Source organism: Mycoplasma sp. 2261 (assembly GCF_053851575.1).
The window spans coordinates 1-21,242 of the sequence record NZ_JBSQAX010000002.1; the positions used below are offsets into that span (position 1 = coordinate 1).

15 protein-coding genes are annotated in these 21,242 nt (G+C 28.0%); 5 read left to right on the forward strand and 10 right to left on the reverse strand.

Annotated features, from left to right (window positions below):
* Positions 1–8 precede the first annotated feature (8 nt).
* Positions 9–326 (reverse strand): hypothetical protein, encoded by a 318-nt coding sequence (locus tag ACWXVM_RS00450; RefSeq protein WP_455993706.1) that lies wholly within the window; start codon positions 324–326, stop codon positions 9–11.
* Positions 327–760: 434 nt separating this feature from the next.
* On the opposite strand from ACWXVM_RS00450, the gene ACWXVM_RS00455 reads away from it, so the two are divergent.
* A complete protein-coding gene (locus tag ACWXVM_RS00455; protein ID WP_455993708.1) occupies positions 761–1,729 on the forward strand; it encodes a phosphatidate cytidylyltransferase in 969 nt (322 codons plus the stop codon).
* A gap of 17 nt (positions 1,730–1,746) precedes the next feature.
* A complete protein-coding gene (locus ACWXVM_RS00460) occupies positions 1,747–6,081 on the forward strand; it encodes a PolC-type DNA polymerase III (RefSeq protein ID WP_455993710.1) in 4,335 nt (1,444 codons plus the stop codon).
* A gap of 64 nt (positions 6,082–6,145) precedes the next feature.
* Here ACWXVM_RS00460 and rnc read toward each other — a convergent pair whose 3' ends face one another.
* The 6 genes from rnc to ACWXVM_RS00490 form a co-directional block, all read right to left on the reverse strand.
* On the reverse strand, positions 6,146–6,856 hold the full coding sequence (gene rnc / locus ACWXVM_RS00465; RefSeq protein ID WP_455993712.1) for a ribonuclease III: 711 nt from the start codon (positions 6,854–6,856) through the stop codon (positions 6,146–6,148).
* Complete coding sequence (plsX, locus tag ACWXVM_RS00470; RefSeq protein WP_455993714.1) at positions 6,846–7,865, reverse strand: phosphate acyltransferase PlsX; 1,020 nt, start codon at positions 7,863–7,865, stop codon at positions 6,846–6,848. The genes rnc and plsX overlap by 11 nt, the downstream gene beginning before the upstream one ends.
* A gap of 10 nt (positions 7,866–7,875) precedes the next feature.
* Positions 7,876–9,522 carry a DAK2 domain-containing protein gene (locus ACWXVM_RS00475; RefSeq protein WP_455993716.1) on the reverse strand — a complete coding sequence of 549 codons (1,647 nt, stop codon included), beginning with the start codon at positions 9,520–9,522 and terminating at the stop codon, positions 7,876–7,878.
* Complete coding sequence (locus tag ACWXVM_RS00480; RefSeq protein WP_438340502.1) at positions 9,509–9,814, reverse strand: hypothetical protein; 306 nt, start codon at positions 9,812–9,814, stop codon at positions 9,509–9,511. Before ACWXVM_RS00480 ends, ACWXVM_RS00475 begins: the two co-directional genes overlap by 14 nt.
* A gap of 14 nt (positions 9,815–9,828) precedes the next feature.
* Complete coding sequence (gene glyA, locus ACWXVM_RS00485) at positions 9,829–11,085, reverse strand: serine hydroxymethyltransferase (RefSeq protein ID WP_438340501.1); 1,257 nt, start codon at positions 11,083–11,085, stop codon at positions 9,829–9,831.
* A gap of 81 nt (positions 11,086–11,166) precedes the next feature.
* Positions 11,167–11,688 (reverse strand): hypothetical protein, encoded by a 522-nt coding sequence (locus tag ACWXVM_RS00490; protein WP_455993718.1) that lies wholly within the window; start codon positions 11,686–11,688, stop codon positions 11,167–11,169.
* A 382-nt stretch (positions 11,689–12,070) separates the two neighbouring features.
* Between ACWXVM_RS00490 and ACWXVM_RS00495 the strand changes: the two genes are divergently transcribed.
* Positions 12,071–14,998, forward strand: a complete 2,928-nt coding sequence (locus ACWXVM_RS00495) for an AAA family ATPase (RefSeq protein WP_455993720.1) — start codon at positions 12,071–12,073, stop codon at positions 14,996–14,998.
* A gap of 183 nt (positions 14,999–15,181) precedes the next feature.
* On the opposite strand, the gene ACWXVM_RS00500 is transcribed toward ACWXVM_RS00495, so the two are convergent.
* Positions 15,182–16,786: a hypothetical protein gene (locus ACWXVM_RS00500; protein WP_455993722.1), complete on the reverse strand. Its 1,605-nt coding sequence runs from the start codon at positions 16,784–16,786 to the stop codon at positions 15,182–15,184.
* A 426-nt stretch (positions 16,787–17,212) separates the two neighbouring features.
* Between ACWXVM_RS00500 and ACWXVM_RS00505 the strand changes: the two genes are divergently transcribed.
* The gene (locus tag ACWXVM_RS00505) at positions 17,213–17,509 is read left to right on the forward strand and encodes a hypothetical protein (protein ID WP_438340497.1); all 297 of its coding nucleotides are present in this window, start codon (positions 17,213–17,215) and stop codon (positions 17,507–17,509) included.
* A gap of 33 nt (positions 17,510–17,542) precedes the next feature.
* Here the strand turns inward: ACWXVM_RS00505 and rlmD are convergent, their stop codons facing one another.
* Together rlmD and mnmE are read right to left on the reverse strand one after the other, a co-directional pair.
* Positions 17,543–18,910 carry a 23S rRNA (uracil(1939)-C(5))-methyltransferase RlmD gene (gene rlmD / locus ACWXVM_RS00510; RefSeq protein WP_455993724.1) on the reverse strand — a complete coding sequence of 456 codons (1,368 nt, stop codon included), beginning with the start codon at positions 18,908–18,910 and terminating at the stop codon, positions 17,543–17,545.
* A gap of 14 nt (positions 18,911–18,924) precedes the next feature.
* Positions 18,925–20,271 (reverse strand): tRNA uridine-5-carboxymethylaminomethyl(34) synthesis GTPase MnmE, encoded by a 1,347-nt coding sequence (gene mnmE / locus ACWXVM_RS00515; RefSeq protein WP_455993726.1) that lies wholly within the window; start codon positions 20,269–20,271, stop codon positions 18,925–18,927.
* Between the two features lie 278 nt (positions 20,272–20,549).
* Between mnmE and ACWXVM_RS00520 the strand changes: the two genes are divergently transcribed.
* Positions 20,550–21,239 (forward strand): TIGR01906 family membrane protein, encoded by a 690-nt coding sequence (locus ACWXVM_RS00520; RefSeq protein ID WP_455993728.1) that lies wholly within the window; start codon positions 20,550–20,552, stop codon positions 21,237–21,239.
* Positions 21,240–21,242 lie beyond the last annotated feature (3 nt).

Consider the following 21,242-nt stretch of genomic DNA (forward strand, 5'->3'; position numbering starts at 1 on the left):
AACAAACACTAAGACATATATGAATTACAAGAACTATTTTTTGTTCCAGCAATTAATTTTTCACTTTCGTATTTTTTCCCATAATTGATAATTAAATCATTACTGTAAATCTTTTTTCTATCGCCTCATTGATTGCCATGTGCTAAATTAACCTCTTTTTTGCATAATTTAGCATTTCTTAATTTTTGTTTTAATCTTTTTATGGTTGATATTGAACATTTTGCTTTTAAAGATAATTGCTTATTTGTTAAATTAGAATATGTAGTTATAACATCTAATTTTCGTTTTCTATTTAATTGAAAATAGTTTAATTCTATTTCATGCATAATAAGACCACCTATAACATTTTACTATATATGTTAGGTGGCTCATTTTTGTTGCAATTTAACGAAATAATTGTCCGCTGTAGCGATATATTTTTTAAAGAAGGGTGTTTAATAATTAACATATAATTATTGAAATTTTTATTGATAAGCTACATTGGAATAAAATTATGATATTTACAAAATAATTTATAAAAAATTATCTTTCTTAAAAACTATAATCAAAATTCTTAAAGTATTTAAAGATAAAGTCTATTTAAATTTTGCTATAGATTTTTTGTATTTCATCTTTCGGACTAAAAAAGTGTGTTTTAATTTTGTAATTAAATATATTTGTAACCTTAATATCCCCTATTGCAAAATCTACTATAAAAAAATATAAATATAAAACTTTTTTTACATCATTAATAAACTGTTAGTGTCTATAATTATTAAATATGAAAAATATTAAGCTAAGAATAAAGTCAGCAATGATTTTAGCATTAATTTTATTGCCTTTTTTATTTATAACATATTTTGGAAAAATACCAGGAAAAGTTATTGGCTTCTCCTTCTTTGCTATCATTTCTGCATGAGCAACTTATGAGATTCTTTCTCATAACATTTTAAAAAGATGGGAAAATATTCTTATAGCTATTTTAACAGTATTAGTTTGGGCTTTTCCGTTGGATTGGTTCTCGGCGCAACCAGAACATAGTAATTTTATAGGTCTCGCAAAAACAACTGGTTCAAATATATTGATAGTAACAAAACAAATAAAAAAATCAATTTTTTTTGGATATGATAGTCTATCTAAATTTAGAGCATTACAGCTATTGCTAATAATTCTCTTTATAACTTGCATATTTCTAGTAAATCTTTTTATTACTAAAACCATAAAAAGAGACTTTATTTTTTCTTATTTTATTGCTATTTTTTCAACATGATTTATTCCACTTGCTTTTAAAAGCTTGTTTATATATAATGCTGCAAATTTATATTTTGTCTTCGCCATTATTATAATACCAGTTATCACTGATACGATGGCCTATGTCGGGGGTTCTTTATTTGGAAAAAAATTAATTAAACGAGGGATGGCTCCTAAAATAAGTCCAAAGAAGTCATGAGAGGGCGCTTTTGTAGGTTTTATATTTGGATCGATTTTTGTATTTATAACAATGTATTTAGGCCATATAACACAAAACAAAACATTTTCTATTTTTACTAATTGAAAACAATTAATAGCTGGCATATTCCTTTTACCATTTATATCTATTCTAGGCGATCTTGTTTTTTCGCTAATCAAAAGATTATATAAAATAAAGGATTTTTCAAATTTAATACCAGGGCATGGTGGTTTTATGGATCGTTTTGATTCAACTTCATTTGTTGTAATCATGACTTCAATAATATTATTTATTAATTAGATTTGGAGGTAATTCATATGATGGATGAATATTTTAAACAACTATGTAAAGAGGTAAAATTTGAGCCATCTAATGAATTTGATGGTGCTAAACTTTTATTAGTACATCCTGCTATTAAAGAGGGATTTGAAAACTGAGTTTTTGATGTACAATTTGATCAACATATTAACATCAATGAATATAAGAAATTTCATAAAGCTGTCGAGTCTCGATTTCCAAAATGCCGTATTAATTTAATTATTCAAAATGTTATTTTAGATAAAAAAAACATTGCTGACTATCTAAAATATGTTATTGATAAAAGTTTTCCTTCATTGAATGACATTTCTGGTTTTATAAATTCGGCTCATATAGAAGTGACTGACAATGAAATAAATTTTCTTATTCCATTAAAAACTGCATATGAGAAATTCAAACAAAATAATAACCTAATTGTTCAAGGACTAGAAAAAATAGGATTTGAATTTCTTAAACCTATTTATAAATTAGCTGATAATTCAAATAATAGTAAGAAAAAAACCATAAACAATTTAATAAACTCCTACTCAATTCAACAAAAAGAGGAATTAAGTTTTTCACAAAAAAATCCAGATAAAAATATAGCAAATAGTAGCGGTCAAAAATATTACGCAAAACCTAAGGCTAAATTAGTTGAAATGGATATTGCTACCGCCTTAACAACATTTGAAGAACTAAGAGTTATTGTAAAAGGGGAAATTTATTTTTTAGAATGGAAATCGTTAAAAAATAACAAACGCCTTTTAACATTAAAAATTTCAGATTATAACGAAGCTATTTCTGTCAATTTTATTCAAAACGAATCAGAAGAAAAACCTTCTATCAATGAAGGCGATACGATTTATGTAACGGGTATGCTAACTGATGACAAATTTACACAAGCTAAGGTTATAATGGCATACGGTGCGCAAGCATTTACCAAAACAGAGCCAATAACTTCATTAGCTGAAGATAATGAGGTTGAAAAAAGAATAGATTTAGCCACAAGAACACACATGAGTGTTCAAGACGGAATTTCTTCCCCTAATGAATATATAAAAGCTGCCATAAAATATGGCCATGAATTTATCGCAATTACGGATTTAGATAATGTGCAAAGTTTCCCATCTTTCTATAATGCCTTAAAAAAAGAAAAAAGAATTAAACCTATATACGGAGCAACACTATCTACAATTTCAAAGAAAAATTTAATTTTTAAAGGATATGAAAAATTTAAGGATTTTAATTTAAAGGAAGCTGAGTACGTTGTTTTTGACCTCGAAACTACAGGACTATCATGCCGCTTTGACGATATTATTGAGTTTGGAGCTACAATAATTAAAAATGGCATAATAGTAGAAAAAATTCAGTTTTTTATCAAAACAAAAAAGACACTAAGCCAAAAAATCAAAGAACTAACCAAAATAAATGAACAGCTTTTAGAAGGGGGGCTATCCCCTGAAGAGGGAATTAAAAAAATCCATTCTATTTTAAACGGGCGCATTGGTGTAGCGCACAATGCTGCGTTTGATATAAATATGTGTATGGAAAAATTTAGACAATTAGGTCTTGATACAAGCAATCTAATTTGTGTTGACTCCTTGTGGGTTTCATATTTTTTAGATAAAAGTGAAGCAAGGCATAAAATGAATTATGTATGTAAGAGACATAATGTTATTTATACATTTAGCGACGCTCATAGGGCTGATTATGATGCTCATGCTTTGGCTCAAGTCTGATTAAAAATGATCACAAGATTAGCCATTGAAAAAAACATCTTTAGTGCATCCGAGCTGTTAAATGTTGATGCTACACAATGATCAAACAGAATAATGTCTTCCGAAATAAGAGTATTAGCAAAAAACCAAAGAGGCCTTAAAGAGTTATTCAATATTCTATCTTCATCACTAACAAAAAATTATAATGACGGTCCAAAGTTTTACATTGAGGATAAAATAAAATACAATAATATTTTGTTTGGTTCGGGGACACATCGCTCAAAATTATGGGACAAAATAATCCTGGGTACAAATGAATCAATAGAAAAAGAAATCATTAACTTTGATTATATTGAATTGCCACCGATTTCATCTTTTGTGTATTTAGTAGAGGGTGAGGAACTTATCTCATGAGAAAATCTTAAATTCGCATATCATGACTTAATCGAAAAATGCAAAAAGCTTAACAAAATGTGTGTTGCAACATCTGATTCAAGATATGTTTATGATTTTCAAAAAACTATTCATGCCATTTACATTAACGCTCCTTCGCTTGGCGGTGGGGTACATTGATTAAAAAGAAAAACACAACCAAAGTTGCAATATCTAACAACTAGACAAATGTTAGATGAATTTGCTTTTTTAGGTGATGAAAAATTAATTAAAGATATTGTTATTTATAATCCCAAAAAAATTGCTAATCAAATTGAGAACATACAAGTTATTAAAGATAAATTGTATGTTCCAACCTTTGATGATTCACCAACTAAATTGCGTAATTTAGTATATGAAAATCTTTATAAAAAATATGGAAAAAGTCCTGATCCAATAATCATTGAAAGAATAGAAAAAGAGTTAAACCCTATTATTAAGTATGGTTACTCAGTAATTTATTGAATTAGCCATAAATTAGTTAAACGTTCAAATGAAGATGGTTATCAAGTGGGTAGTCGTGGCTCGGTAGGTTCCTCGATAGTGGCTAACCTATCAGAAATATCAGAAGTCAATCCACTTGAACCACATTATTTATGTTTGGAATGCAAATATTTTGAATGAAATAATGATCCCAATATATATTCAGGGTGGGATCTCCCTAATAAGAATTGTCCAAATTGCAATAAAAAACTCTCAAAAGATGGGCATAATATACCTTTCGAAACCTTTTTAGGTTTTGAAGCTAACAAAGTTCCGGACATTGATTTAAATTTCAGTGGTGATTATCAACCAAAAATTCACAATTTAGTTAAGGAATTATTTGGTGAAAATCATTCATTCAGGGCCGGAACTATATCTAAAATTGCCTTAAAAACCGCGTATGGTTTTTGCCGAAAATATATGGAAGAAGTGCGATTAAGTGAAACACCGTGATCAAGAACTTTTCTTGATTTCTTAGCAAATAAATCGGCCGGGGTTAAAAGAACAACAGGGCAACACCCGGGAGGAATTATTATTATTCCCAAGGAATTTGATGTTGAGGACTTTACACCTGTTAATTATCCCGCAAATGATGTTAATAGTTCATGAAAAACTACACACCTTAATTTTGAATCCATTCATGATAATGTTTTAAAACTTGATTTACTAGGTCATGATGATCCAACAACAATAAAAATGCTTGAAGATTTAACAAAAACAAATGCCAAAGACATACCAAAATCTGATCCAGAAGTTATGAAGTTATTCTATACAACTGAATCGCTAAAAATCGATCCAAAAATGATTGATGGTGAAACTACAGGTGCTTATGGTTTGCCAGAGTTTGGAACAGGTTTTGTTAGAAACATGTTAAGAGAAGCGCAACCACGCACATTTAATGATTTAATCTTATTAAGTGGTCTAAGTCACGGAACTAATGTGTGGGCCGGAAATGCTGAAGAGTTAGTCAAAAAAGGGTTTAAATTAAAAGATTGTGTATGTTGTCGTGATGATATTATGCAAGAATTAATAAGAAAAAATATCGAGCCATTAAAAGCTTTTGAAATAATGGAAAAAGTCCGTAAGGGTAAGGGCTTATCCGCAGAGCAAGAGGAACTATTAATAAAAAATAATGTTCCAGACTGATACATTAATTCACTAAAAAAAATTGAATATATGTTTCCTAAGGCTCATGCAACGGCTTATGTTATTATGGCCTGAAGAATTGCTTGGTATAAACTTTATTATCCTCTACAATTTTACGCTTCATATTTTTCAATAAGACCAGATGCAATTGATATTGAAACAATGTCAAAAGGGTATACTAGCGTTGATATAAAACTAATGAATTTAAAAAAGAGAAAGAACGATATAAGTAATGCGCTTTCAACAAAAGAGTCAGCATTAATTACCACATTTGAAATAACAAAGGAAATGTATGCTCGAGGGTTTAAAATCCAAAACGTTTCTTTATCAATATCTCATTCCAAAGATTGAATTGTTGATGAAAAAACCAAATCCTTAATACCGCCATTTATTGTTGTTGATGGACTAGGTGATACCGTTGCAGAACAAATAGTTAATGCTCGAAATCAGCAAGAATTTTTATCTATCGAAGATCTTTGCCAGAGAGGAAAAGTAAATTCTAAGATTTGTTCCGAACTAAAAAAACTAGGTATATTAGATAATTTAAATGATACAAATCAAGTTGAATTATTTTAACAAAATAACCTTAATTATAATTAAAAAACGTCTTGTATGTATTCAACATAAAAGACGTTTTTATTTATTTTCTTCTTAATTTTTTCAGCGCATTAATTGCGGCATTGGTTTCGGCTTCTTTTTTAGATTTACCATAACCCTCGCCATATCTTTGAGATTCATGCAACACAATAGAACCAAATTCATTGTTAGGAAGCATTTCGGTAACATACTCAATTCTAGAATGACTAAATTGTTGTAGCAATTCTTGCAACTCGCTTTTAGGATGCACATGGGTCTTGTTACATTGCAAATTAAATGATTCTCATAATGTTAGGTCAGTAATTTTCTTTACCCCCTCAATACCATAAACCAAATATATAGCACCTATAAATGCTTCATAAAGATTAGATTTTGTTTTGATATTAGTTCCATTGGAAAATGCAGAATTACCATATCTTAATCATTTAAATAATGAGTACTTTTCAACAATTTTGGCAAGGTTATTTTTATCTACTATACTACTTCTTAATTTACTTGCTAAACCTGCCTCATATTGCGGAAATTTATTGGCAATTCAACTTGTTACAACAAATTGTAATACACCATCTCCAATGAATTCAAGATATTCATTATGAGGTCTTGTCTTATGTTCATTCGTAAAAGATTTATGTGTAAATGCAGTTATTAAAATAAACAAATGTTCATCACTTAATTCTTTTGTTTTTACTCCCAATTGTTTTAAAAAGGGCAAGACACTATCTAGGATTTTTAAATCACTACCATTAAATTTCATTATTTTCAATATCCCCCAATTGCTTTGAAAGGTTCTTTATAAAATCTTCCTTTTCTAGCAAAAGCTTAATTTGGTTTAATGCGTTTTCAAATGCTAATTCATCAGAACCGCCGTGAGCTTTAACAACAATTTTTTCTAAACCAATTATATATGCACCGCCAATATTTCGGTAGTCAAATTTTTCTTTAAATTTTTTCAAATCATTTTTCAAAAAAAGACCCCCTATCTTTGTTTTTATATTTTTATAAATTATTTTCTTGAGAAGTTTCCCAAAATTAATAAATGAAGATTCAAGAGTTTTTAGAAATATATTTCCTTGTTGTCCTTCAGCTAAAATAATATCAACCTTTCCGGCAATAGCATCGTTAGGCTCAATAAATCCATAAAAATTAATTTTCTTATTTTCCTTTAATAGCGTGTAAGCGTTTTTGATATTTTGGCTACCCTTATATTCCTCGGTGCCAACATTTAACAATCCAATACTTGGGTTAAATTTTTTAAAAATTAATTCAAAATATTTACTAGCTACAATAGCTCAGTTGTTAATATATTGAGCTGGTGTATCAATATTTGCGCCGGCATCTAATAACAGGGAAAAATGGTCAGACATTGTAGGCAATATAGGCATAAAAGCAGGCCTAAAAACGTTTGGTAATCTTTTTGTTTTTAGGGTTGCTAATGAAATAAAAGACCCGCTATCACCACTGCTCAAGATTGCATCAAAATCATTCTCATTTAAATAATTAAAAGCATCCAACATTGATGATGGCTTTTTTAAAACGTCTCTTATCGAAGAATTGATGGTTGCTAAATTGGGCGAATCAATAATTATAAAATCTTCTTTTTTTATTAAATAAGTATTGTTTTTAATTTCTTTTTCAATAAGTTTTTTATCGCCAACTAAGGCAATTTGATAATCCTTATTTTTACTCATAAAGGCTAATGCGCCTTGGATTGCTTCTTTATAGCCATTATCATTATTCATTACATCGAAAACTATTTTTTTCATTTCAATTCTCCTATTCCGCTGAAATTAAATAAGGATAAATACTTTGACCACCATTGTGTATTTCGATATCTACATCAAAATTTATTTCAATATAATTTTGTAATTCATCTATATCTGACTCAGTAACATCTTGGCCATAAAAAATGTTAACTAATTGCGTTTCGGGAGTAATTAATTCATGAAGTAATTTTATTGCTGCACCATTAAATGTTGAATCTGTATCTTTCAATCTTCCTTCTTTTATAGCCATAAAATCACCGGCTTTAACCTTAATACCGTTGAGTTTAGTGGTTTTAATTGAAGGTGAAACCTCGCCATAATGAATATTTAAAAGAGCATCATTCATTAGCTGTTGATTATCAGAAACACTATTTTCCTCACTATAGTTAAATAAAATACTTAGTGTTTGGGCCTGTGATTTTGTTGGAATTACTATAATTTCTTTATCTTGCACGATAGTTGAGGCTTGTTGGGCTGAGAGGATAATATTTTTATTATTTGGAAGAATAAAAATAGTTTCAGCTCTTACGGCGTTAATAGCGGATACAATGTCATTTATTGATGGGTTATTAGTTTGCCCACCTTCAACAATATACGAGACACCATTTTCTTTCAAAAGATCAATAATGCCAGTTCCAGAATTGCACGAGATTACAGCAGTCTTTTTTATTGGACCGCAATCATGTTGATTATCGTCACAACATTGATCATTACTATTATTATCATTTTTATTTCTTTTACTATCATTAGCTTGTAAGGTCATATTTTCAATCTTAATTTTTATAAATTGTCCCAAGCTGTTGGCAATATTTAAAACATCACCAGGTCTAGTGACATGAATATGAACCTTTAAAAATGAGTCATCCTGCACAAGAACCATTGAACTACCATGTTTCTCTAATTTCGAAATTAATAAATCCTTTTTGAATTTTTTCTTATTTTTTAATTCGACAATAAACTCGGTGCAATAACCAAACTCACCATCAAAAACTTCATTATCAGATATAAATTTATTTACCTCAGTTTGTTTTTCCAAAAGCGTAATAGGTTGACCTTGAAAGTATAAATGCATTCCCTCAAGAATAGCATACAAACCTTCACCTCCTGAATCAGTAACCTCAACTTCTTTTAAAACCGGTAATAGATCAGGTGTATGATCGCAACTTATTCTAGCAAGTTCCACGGCAACACGTGAAACGTCAGTAATATCACTATCAATAAGAATTTTTTCTTTCAACCCTTCTGATGTTTGTCTAATAACAGTTAATATTGTCCCCTCAACAGGTTTTAAAACAGCTTTGTAAGCGTATTTATAAGCTTCCTCAAACCCTTTTACCAAATCATAAGAATTTATCTCTTTTTTATCCTTGAAAGCAACTGCGAAACCTTTAAAAATTTGGCTTAAAATTACCCCAGAGTTACCTCTGGCTGAAAATAATAATGATTGACCTATTTGACTGGAAATATCAGAAATATTGTTAAATTCATCTGCCTTAATATTTTCAACTGCAATAATTGTTGATGTCATATTCGACCCTGTATCACCATCAGGCACAGGGAAAACATTCAATGCATTAATAAGATTTTGTTTGTTGCTTAAATTATAAGCACCAGACAAAATAGCGCCCAGCCATTGTTTTCCGTTAATTTTTTTCATTACTTATTCCTTTTATAAAAACACAAAGTTTTGATAATTTTATATTTTCGCTTTTTAGTTTGTAGGTTAAGATTTGGTATATTTCTTCCACTAGGTTTTTTGCATTTAAGTTTATCAAAATTATTAATCCAATAGTTACAGAAATTCCGTTTTTTTGTTTCGGCATCTTTTCCACAACTATTCCCGTATTAGCAAAATTAACCATATTTGTTTCATCCAAAGCCTTAAAATCAACTACGCCAGCAATTGAACCAATTCAGTTCTTAATATCTGTTTCTAATTTTTCTAACATTGAAACCTCTAACATTAATTTTTGATGTAACTTCTTTTTATTGGAAACATATTAGTTAGTTTAGCTACTTCTTTTTTAATAACTGTTTTTAAATTCTCATTATTTGGATCTCTTAACAACTTATCCATTAGGTTAGCTAAAATGATAAATTCATCTTCGCCAAAACCACGAGAAGTCATGGCGGCCGATCCTAATCTAATGCCGCTAGATACTAATGGTGTTTCTGTATCGTTCGGTATTGAATTCTTATTAACGGTGATATTGCATTCTTGTAATACTCTTGATGCTTCTTTGCCAGTTAAACCATATGTACTTTTAACATCAATCATAAAAAGATGATTTGCTGTCAAACCAGAAATAACTTTCGCCCCTTTATTCATAAAAGTTTGACAAAAAACTTTTGAATTAATCAATAACTGTTTTTGATAATCAATAAATTCAGGTTGAAGCGCTTCATAAAAAGAAACAGCTTTACCAGCAATTTGATGAAACAAGGCTCCACCTTGGCAACCAGGAAAAACTGCCTTATCAATCTTTTTAGCCAATTCTTCATCATTTGTTAGAATAATTGCACCTCTTGTCCCTCTTAGTGTTTTATGAGTTGTTGTCATAATCACATCGGCATAACCTACTGGTGATGGATGCAATTTTGCTATCACTAACCCCGAGATATGCGATATGTCTGCAAATAAATATGCACCTACTTCATCTGCAATATCTCGAAATCTATCAAATTCTACAATTTGCGAATAGGCTGAGTATCCGCATATAATCATCTTAGGTTTAACCTTTTTAGCTATTTTTAAGACTTCATCAAAGTCTATTACTCCATTTTCGTCAACTGAATAAGTATATGATTCATAAAAAATTCCGCTAAAAGAGATTTTGTAACCATGAGTCAAATGACCTCCCGAATCAAGAGAAAGACCTAATACTCTATCGCCTGGTTTTAACAAGGCCATATAAACAGCGGCGTTAGCAACTGATCCTGAATATGGTTGAACATTTGCAAATTTAGTACCAAAGAGTTTTTTTGCTCTTTCCTGTGCTAATGTTTCAATTTGGTCAATAAATTCGCAACCTCCATAGTATCTTTTATTAGGGTATCCTTCACCATATTTATTTGTCAAACACGATCCAACAGCATTTAGTACTTGCTCAGAAACGTAATTTTCTGAGGCAATTAATTCAATATGGTCAGTTTGTCTCTTTGCTTCATTATTGATTATTTCTGCAACTTCTTTATCAATTAGCGAAATTTTCTTATACATATAATCTCCTTGGAAAGTAAATATTTTATTTTGGCTTAATTTAAAACTAATTTAGATATAAAATAAAAAACTAAACTTAATTTAGTCTAGTAATGTTCTTTTTGCTCTTTCTTCTTGTTCAAACTGTAATTTTTGTTTTTCTTTTTTCTTTTTTTCAATATGTTTAAACACAAGCAATATTGGCAACGATAAAAATGCAAGACCAACAGCTGGCATGACTCTGTAAGGCCACTCTTCAACGCCTGATGAAACTAAGAACGAAGCCATAGCAATTGCAAATGGAACTAAAAAAACGAATGAACTACTGCTATAAACCTTAAATTTAAAAACTATTAAAGAAACAACTGCAGTTTGAATAATAACAATACCAATAGCAATAGGCAAGAGCATAGACCATCTTTCCATTTTTTTTGTTATTTCAAATGCCCATCCGTCTCGGCCGAGCAAAATAAATAAAATAAATGAAGGAATTGCTACTAGGAATAAACCAGTTAAAGCTATCCTTCAAGAGCTAGATAATGCTTTTCTTTGCTTTTGAACCTCAAGTGTTCTATAGTTATTAATGTTAATTTTTTTATTTTTTCATTTTTTATTATTGGACATATTGGTACCTCAATACTAATAAAGCTTTATTTTTATTAATTTTATCAAAATTAAAAAAATATTTAACTATAAGGCTTTTTACAATAAACTTACACTTCTTTTAAAAACTAATTTTATATGTTTTAAGGATTAATTTTTATTCTTATTTTTACTCTTAAGATTTTAATAAAAATCACTAACAAACTTGTATTGTAAAATGAATAATCATGCTTAAAATAAAATGAAAACAATTTATTAATTCATTATAAATTTATTATCAAAAATGGCTTTTATAACAACAACATTGAAAAAAATATTTTTTGCTAAGCCTTTTTAAAAATAGTTATTATAATAATTTATATTATTATTTTTAAGTCTTCATTGAAAAACGGAAAGGAAAATAATGAAATTAATTCAAGTTGAATCACATGGTTTTAAATCCTTTGCTGATAAGGTTACATTAAAATTCGACGGCGGTGTTGTTGCAATTATTGGACCAAATGGCTCAGGTAAATCAAACATTAATGATGCTATCAGATGAGTTTTGGGTGAAACTAGTTCAAAAGTTTTACGTGGTGATAATATGGAGGACGTAATTTTTGCGGGCTCAAAAACAGAAAAGGAAATGAATCGCGCAGAAGTCATACTTACTTTTGATAATCGTGATCGTGCCGCTAATATTCCCCATGATTTTTTTACAATTTCTCGTGTCTTAAATAGAGGAAAAGGTGCCAATGAGTACTATATAAATGGCGAAGTAGCAAGACAAAAGGACATTAAAGAAATTGCTATGCAAAGTGGCATTTCAAAATCATCATTAGCAATTATAGGGCAAGGAACTATTTCTGATATCGCTGAGGCAACACCTGAAAGAAGAAGAGAAATTTTTGAGGAAGCATCTGGAACATCGATGTATCGCTCAAAAAAACAAGAAGCATTGCGCAAATTAGAAAGAACGCAAGAAGCCTTAGATCAAATAGCAATTGTTGTACAGGAATTAGAAAAACAAATAAAACCTTTGCAAAAACAGGCTGAGAAAGCAAAGAAATATAAAATAATGAGCGAACAACTTAAAGAAGTTGAAGTCTCATTGTTAGTTCACGATTTTATGGCTCATTCAGAAAAGTTAGATGAACTAAACGCTAATTCAATGATTTATAGTCAAAAAAAAGAGGATCTTGAAATAAAAATCAAACTTTACAATGATATAACAAAGCAAAAAAACGATCTCATGGTTGAACTCGATGCTGCGATTATTAATCTAACTTCTCGCATTGATGAAATAAGTAGAGAAATTAATGATTTAGAAATAAGATCTGCTAGGGAATCAAAACAACGTGAAATGCTTATTAGTGGAAGTATTGAAGCAAACGTAGAGCAAAAAAGAGAAGCCCTAAAAGACGAATTAAGTAGCCTAAATACAAAAATTTCACTTTCTAAAAATTTTATTAAACAACAAAAAGAAAAAATCAACACCATTAATCAATCTATCTTAAATATATCAGCTCAAAAAAATGACCTTAAAAGGGAATTAGATAACGACAAAGAAAAGCTACAAAAAATAAATTCAAAATTAGATTATATTCATGAAGTAAAGCAAAGCAAAAGCAATTTACAAAAAGGGACAAAAAATATTGTTGAAAACTCGCATTTATTTAAAGGATATAAGGCTCTAGTTTCAGAAATTATAAGCGTTGATGCTAAATTTGGCCTAGCTATTGAAACAATTCTAGCAGGAGCCTTACAACATATAGTTGTTGATAATTCTGAAACAGCTGTTAATGCTATTGAATTCCTAAAAGAAAATAATGGTGGTAGAGCAACTTTCATTCCATTAGCATCCATAAATCCTAAATACGTTTCGGAACATCATATTGTTGTAGCCCAAACTCAAAAAGGGTTTTTAGGTATTGCATCAGAGTTAGTTTATACTGAACGTGAGTTTGATATTTTAAGAAAATTTTTATTAGGCAATATCTTGATTGCGGATAATATTGAAAATGCTAATAGATTATCACAACTACTTGAAAAACGCTATATGGTTGTCACTCTTGAAGGAGACATAATTAGAGTTGGTGGTGTTTTAAGTGGGGGGCAAAAAAGCGACAACATATCAGCATTTGGCCTTGATGAGCAAATAAAAAAGATTGAATCACTGAAACCAGAACTGTTAAAAATAATTTCTGAACGACAAACAAAATTAAATGATCTAGAACAAGAAATTCAAAAATTACTTAGTTTATTCTCAAACTTAAGCCTTAATTTATCAAAACAAGAGCTTATACAAAACGATGATTTGGCAAAATTTGATGAATTAAGAATTCAATATGAAAATATATCAAAAGAAAAAATAGAAGAGCTAGAGACTGTTAACATTGCATATGAAATTCAAAAACTAGTACTTGAAAGAAGCCATCTTTTAACAAACAAAACTTCTCAAAATGAATTATTACAAGTTGCTAAAAAAGAGTTTGCAGAAGCAAACGCAAAACAAAGCGCGGCTAATAATGATTTAAATAAACTCATTAGTGAAAATGCTATCCAAATAGCAGAAAAAGCAAAATCAGAAGCAGCTATTAATTATGCAAAACAAAGACTTTCAGAACAATATAATATGCTTTTTGAGACAGCAAAAGAGTTTTATATAGCAGATTTAGATTTCGAAATAGCAAGAAAAATTGTTTCTGATTTAAAAAATGATATAAAAGATCTTGGCCATGTAAGTTTAGACTCAATCGAACAGCTCAAAGAAACAGAGGATAGATACGATGAAGTCAAAAAGCAAGAAAAAGATATTGTTGAAGCAAAAACAACAATTGAAGAAGTTATTAGCGAAATGGATAAGATAATAATTGAAAGAATAACCAACACCGTTGATCTTGCGAATAAGGAAATAAAGTTTGTTTTCTCAAAAATGTTCGGTGGTGGAATGGCAGAAATTAGATACACAGATCCAGAGAATCTTTTAGATAGTGGAATTGATGTTGTGGCACAGCCACCTGGCAAATCTATCAAAAATTTAAAACTTTTTTCTGGCGGTGAGAAAGCACTTATTGCAATTTCACTATTATTCTCCCTATTAAAAGCAAAGCCATTGCCATTATGTATATTAGATGAAGTAGAAGCCGCACTTGATGAAGCAAATGTAATCCGTTTTGCAGAATTCTTACAAAATCTTAAAGAAAAAACACAATTTATCGTTATCACTCATCGCCAAGGCACAATGGAAAGGGTTGATAAACTTTATGGTGCAACAATGCAGAAAAGAGGTGTTACAACTTTCTTTAGCGTAAACCTAGCCGAAGCATCAAGATTAATTGAAAAGAATTAAATTAAGCAATTAAAAAAGATGCAATATAGGTTTGTTATGTACAAAAATAGCAAGATAAAAAAGTAGACATTCCTCTTATGAGGGTGTCTACTTTTTCCTATGTTTTCTAATTAAATCTTAAACTTTTTGTGGTTTTTTAACTAAAACAAGTTTATATTGATTTTTCGGTCCCGTAGATAATTTTTATTTATTTTTATTTTGCGTTTTAGGCATTTTTAGAAATCCAAGATGACCAACACCTGTTCGATGAAGAAATGTATATTTTATTAAAAATTCATCTGTTTCTTTATTGTCAAACGTTATTTTGGTTAAAAGAAAAATTCCTGGTTTAGTTTGGTTTTTGTATTTATGAACTCAAGCCTTAAATTCCAAAATATAATTTTTATTTCTATCTCATCTTGTATTTTTTTCTTTTGGGTCAAAAATATTTGTAAAATGTTTATCTTTATATTGAGCATAAAAGGCAGCTTCTGTTTGTTTTTTTGTTTCAGGTTTTTTTAGCATTTCAATAACTTGATCTTCAGTGTACATGGTTGTTTCTAATTTTGTTTTATCTATTTTTATTAGATTAGCACCATTTTTTAGCTCATCAATAAATGTTCACAATTGTGTTAATGCAATATTGTAATCGTGCATTTTATGAATATCTAAATTTGTTGACAAGGTATAGTAAGCATCATTTTGGTTTTGTAACCAAGTTTTATATGTGATTTTTTCTCCTAATTTTTTAATAGCGTTTTTACGATATTGAATTAATTTGCCAAAATCTCCGTGAGTGATTTTTCTTTCATCTATTTGTTGTTTGGTTATAAATTTATTTTGTTGAAAAAGTGGAAATTTTTCTCCGAATTCTTTAAGATCTGCAAAACTAAATAGCAAAATGTTTAACGTTCTAAAATAATTATTAACATCTTTTTTGTCTTGTAATAATTGTCTTATTGTTCTTTTTGATAGATCAATTTGTTTGTAATAGTTATTTATGCTATTTTTAATACCATTAGCAGCGACACCGTTAGACGTAAATAAAGACTCATCATAAATATTATTCATCTTTTGTCATTCTTTATTTATATATTCTTCAAAAGTATCTAGGATTTGTTTTTGCTTTTGTTTTTCAAATGAAGATATTAAAACCTTACTATATTTTTCACTTAAATATGTTTTACTGTTATTTTTTAAGGCAAAAACTATCTCGTCTGCTAATGAGTTTAAATGTTTTTGTTTGTTTTCGTCTACCTTAATCTTATTTACATTAATATCTTTATTAAAGATATATTCTTGCCCTTCTAATGAAAAAGAAAATCTAATTCCCTTTTCCTCTTTTGATGGGTCGTATTTTTGGTATAGATATTGATTATAATAATTATTAACTATCTTTTGAATTTGTTCATTTGAAGGCTCATTATAATCAAAAATAATATCTGGAGCAATGTTTTTGAAAGCATTCTCGTCTAACTTTATAGATGGTTTATGAGGTTTTTTATCATCTGTTGAAGGATTCGTTTGTTTTTGTGAATTTTGTTTTCCTATTTGTCTATTAAAATCCTCTTCTGTAATCGATTTATCGATAGAAGGCTTATTTAATTCTTCTTTATCAAAACCTAACAGTTCAATTGATGAAGGTGTTTGGGGTGTCTTTTTTGGTTTTTGAGAATCTTGCGGATTAACTGGATTTGATGGGTTATTTGGTTTATTTGGTTCTTTTTTTGTAGCACAAGATATTGTCATAATAGGAACTAATAATGCAGATGAAGTTCCTAAAAGAAAAAGTTTAGATTTTTTTGTCATCTTATTACTCCTTAATATAAAAAATATTTATTGTAATATTATATATATATATATATATATATGTTGCATTTTTATGCAATTTTGATACGTAAGACATAACAAATAAAAACAATTCATTTTTTAAAAAGATTTTAAAGTCAATAATCAATTATTAAAAATATATTCTTATCTATATTTTTTTAACAAAAACCCATATTTATTGAAGCTATTTCCATGATTTACTTTGCGTTAATATTTTTTTAAAAATTAATAAAAATAAAAAAAACTTGAATTCAATAAAACTTTCAAGTCTTTTGTTTCATCAGGTTTTTTAATTTTCTTATTAATTTTTAAATTTAATAAGAAGTAACTACTTTTTTAAGGGTATATTTTTAAGGGTAATGGTGGTATAATTAAATATATATTTTTTACATTATAGAGGTATATATGTACGGTCTTGTTTTTTATCTAAAAAAAGAATTATTAATTAGAGAATATGGAGTCGGCGAAGAAAATTATAAACAAGCATATGAAGAAATAAGGGATATTTTAAGACACTATGGTTTTCACTGATTGTCAAACAGCTTTTATTTCTCGCGTTCAATAAATAATTTATTACAAATTACAAAAGCCTTACAACATATAAAAACTATTCCTTGATTTAAAAAATCACTCGTTTCGCTTCATGTTTTTAAAATGGAAGACTTATCAAACTTTACTGAATATATAATTGATGAAAAGTAAGTTTTTAACTTACTTTTTTAAATTTAAATTTTATTAAGATTTCTTTTCTAGTAAAACTAGAGTTTCAATATGTTGAGTTTGTGGAAACATATCGTAAGGCTGTACTTCTATTAATTCATATCCGAAACTTGTTATATTCTGTAGATCACGAACTAATGTTTTAGGCTCACAACTTAAATATATTATTTTCTTAATATCAGAATCCTTAATTGATTTAATAGTTTCTGAATCTAAACCTTCTCGAGGCGGATCAAAAATCACTAGATCAATTTTTTCTTTATTTAAAATAAGCCACTTATTTGCATCATCATTTATTACTTCGATATTAGAAATTTTATTTTCTTTAATATTTTCAATAGCCATTAATGATGATTTTTTGTTTATCTCAACCGAATAAACCTTACGACATTTATGCGCAATAAAGCAAGCGATTGTACCAACTCCACCAAAAGCATCCAAAACGTTCAATTCATTACTAGGTATTCAATCACTTATCTTTTTATATATATTATTCATAACTGTTTCGTTTATTTGATAAAAAGTATCATTAACAACATTAAACACTAATTTTCCAAGTTCATATTTTATACCATTATGATTTAGCAAATTAATCCACTTATTAGAAGTTGTATTAAAGAAAGTTACTTTATAGCTTAGATTGTCCTTTAATAAGGCTTCAAATAATTTTATATTTTCAGGACTTAAATCTTCCTTAATATGAAGAATGATTTCAATACAACAAAATGAGCTTTTTGGCGATCTTAAAGTAATTTTAAATGGTTTAACCTGAAATATAAGATTTTTAAAATCTTTTTCAAAATCTGTTTTTGGACTAATTAGCACTTTTTTATAAAATTCCCTAATTGCAACAACCGCAAGTTCCATTTCTGTTTGCTCAACTAGATCATGGCTATATTTTTTAAAAAAACCTATTTTTGGACCTTTTTCATCATATTTTATTTGCAACGAAATTTTATTGCGGTAAAACCATTGGCAATTTGATTCAAGTATAGGTAAAACTTTTGTGTAATTTAAATTTCTTTCAAATAAATTCTTAATAATATATTGCTTAAATTTTAACTGGTTTTCATAATTAATCCCAGCTAGTGGAGTAGAACCTGTTTCATACAACAAAACTCTCGAAGGTTCCATTTTTTCTCTCAATAATGAACAAGTTCTATATTTTTTTACTTTTGCAAAACAACATTTTTTAGAGCAATATGTTATTTCGATATCGGCTTCTTCATCAGGCAGTAAATTATAAACAAATATAGGAACTTTAAAATCTCTTATTATCCCTAAACCTTCATATGAAAGGCCTAAATAAAAGGGTTTTGATTCATTTTTAACCCATTTCAATATTTGGCCTTCTTTTAGTTCGACTTTTCTGCTATAACCCATTTTTCACCTTTTTTTTACTTTCCTAAACAAAATTTATTAAACATATTATCCAATAGAGATTCGTTATCATGCTCTTTGTTTAAAATTTCTCTAAGTAGTGACCACGCTTTATTAATATCTAGTATTACAATCTCAGGGCCGAAACCTTTATCCATGCTTAAAATCGCATTATTTAATTCAATATAGCATTGCTTTAACAAACCTAATCTTCTAGTATTATAAATTAATTCCCTGTCATTATAATCAAGATTTAAATAGTTTTTTACCAAACTATTCTTTAACTCTCAAATATTTTTATTTTTTGCTGATGTTAATATATAATCAGATGAAACTTTATCATTTAATAAATCACTTTTATTCAATACTGGAATATATATTTTTCCTTTTGACATTTCTTTTATTAATTCATCTTCTTTGTTTTCTTTTTGACCTGGGTTAAATAAATGGACAATAATTTTTGCTTCTTTAATTGCATTTAATGAACGATCTATTCCGATTGATTCTATTTTATCTTGAGTTTTTCTAATTCCTGCAGTATCTATTATTTTAAAAGGAATGCCATTTATTTCATAATCACCTTCAATAATATCTCTTGTTGTTCCTTCGATATCTGTGACAATTGCTTTTTCTTTATTTAATAATAAATTTAAAATTGAAGATTTCCCGGTATTAGGTCTTCCGACGATAGCCACTTTTATTCCATTATATACATCAGTTGCAAATTCTGATTTTTTTATTATTATTTCAATATATTGTTTTAAATTTGTTATTAACTTTAAAAGTTTTGTTTTATCCATTTGTTCAATATCATTATATTCTGAGTAGTCAATATTTATTTCTATAATTGAAATAATATTAATTAGTTGTTCTTCTAATTTATTAATTAATTCATTATCTTTATCTTCAAATTGATTAATAGCAATTTCTGCTTGTATATTAGTTTTTGCATGTATAAGAGAATTTATAGCTTCTGCTTTTTCAAGACTAATTTTGCCATTTATGAATGCTCGTCTTGTAAACTCACCGCGAGTTGCTAATCTTGCTCCATTCGAAATTATTAAATTTAAAATTTTATTCGTAACAATTATCCCGCCATGAGCATTTATTTCAATCGTATCTTCTCCTACATAGTTTTTATTACCGATAAAAAAACTAACTAATACTTCATCTATTTTTTTATTGGTTATTGGATCTATTATAAATCCATAAGTTATTGTTTTATCTTTCCCGATTTTTCCTGTATAAATTTTTTTAATTATATTTATTGCCTCAGGTCCCGATATTCTTATAATTGATATGGCTTGATTAATATTGCCAGAAGAAATAGCTGCTATAGTATCATTATAATAATTAATATTCATAGAATTTTAATTATATTAAAATTATCAGAAAATAATTTAAAATAAAAAAATATATGTTTATTCTTTTGTTTAATTAATAATAAAAATAATAAATGTCGATAAGTAGAAAAATATAAAAAAACCTTAATTTTAAAAGAAAAAAAGTTTTTTTAGTGTCAATTGTTTTGTTTTTAATTTACTATTTAATAACATTTCTATTCTTTGTTACTTTATTGCTAAAAAACAGAATTATTTTTTTAAAAAGCATTTTGTTAATTAATGCTATACTAATATAAGCAATGTGAAAAAAATGTAAATATTTTTTGTATGTTTTTTTGATAATAAGTATTATGCTATTTATCTTAAGTTTTTCGATTATGTTGCCAATAATTATTAAACCTTTTTACTATTATCATTTATCTAATCTGGATTACAAAAATATCAAATTTAATAATGGTGAACTAAATTATGATCAACTTAAATTAGCATATAACGAACTTTTTGATTATTTAGTTTTATTTAAGAAATTTGGAACTGGGAAATTAGATTACTCATCTTTAGGGATGGCGCATTTCGCAGATGTGAAAAGACTGATTTTAATAGATTTTATTATTTTGGGTTTTTCTTTATTTACAATTCTTTTAGTTTTTTTAATATCAAAATTTACAAAAATAAGAATAAAAATTATTAAATCTTGTTTTATTGCTTCGACAATTTTACTAGGGGTGCTGATTATTGTTATAGGGTTGGTAATTAGTAATTATGATGTTGCTTTTCGTAAGTTTCATGAATTATTTTTTGCTGGTAAAACAAATTGAATATTTGAACCTTCAAAAGATGAAATTATTAAAATTTTACCTTCTACTTTTTTTAAGAACAGCGCTATTTTTATAGCATCAGTAATTATTTTTTGAATTTCGCTTTTTGTTTTTTTACAATTGATTTTATTTTTAAAACGAAAAAGAAAACAATCCGTTTTGTTGCATTAAAAA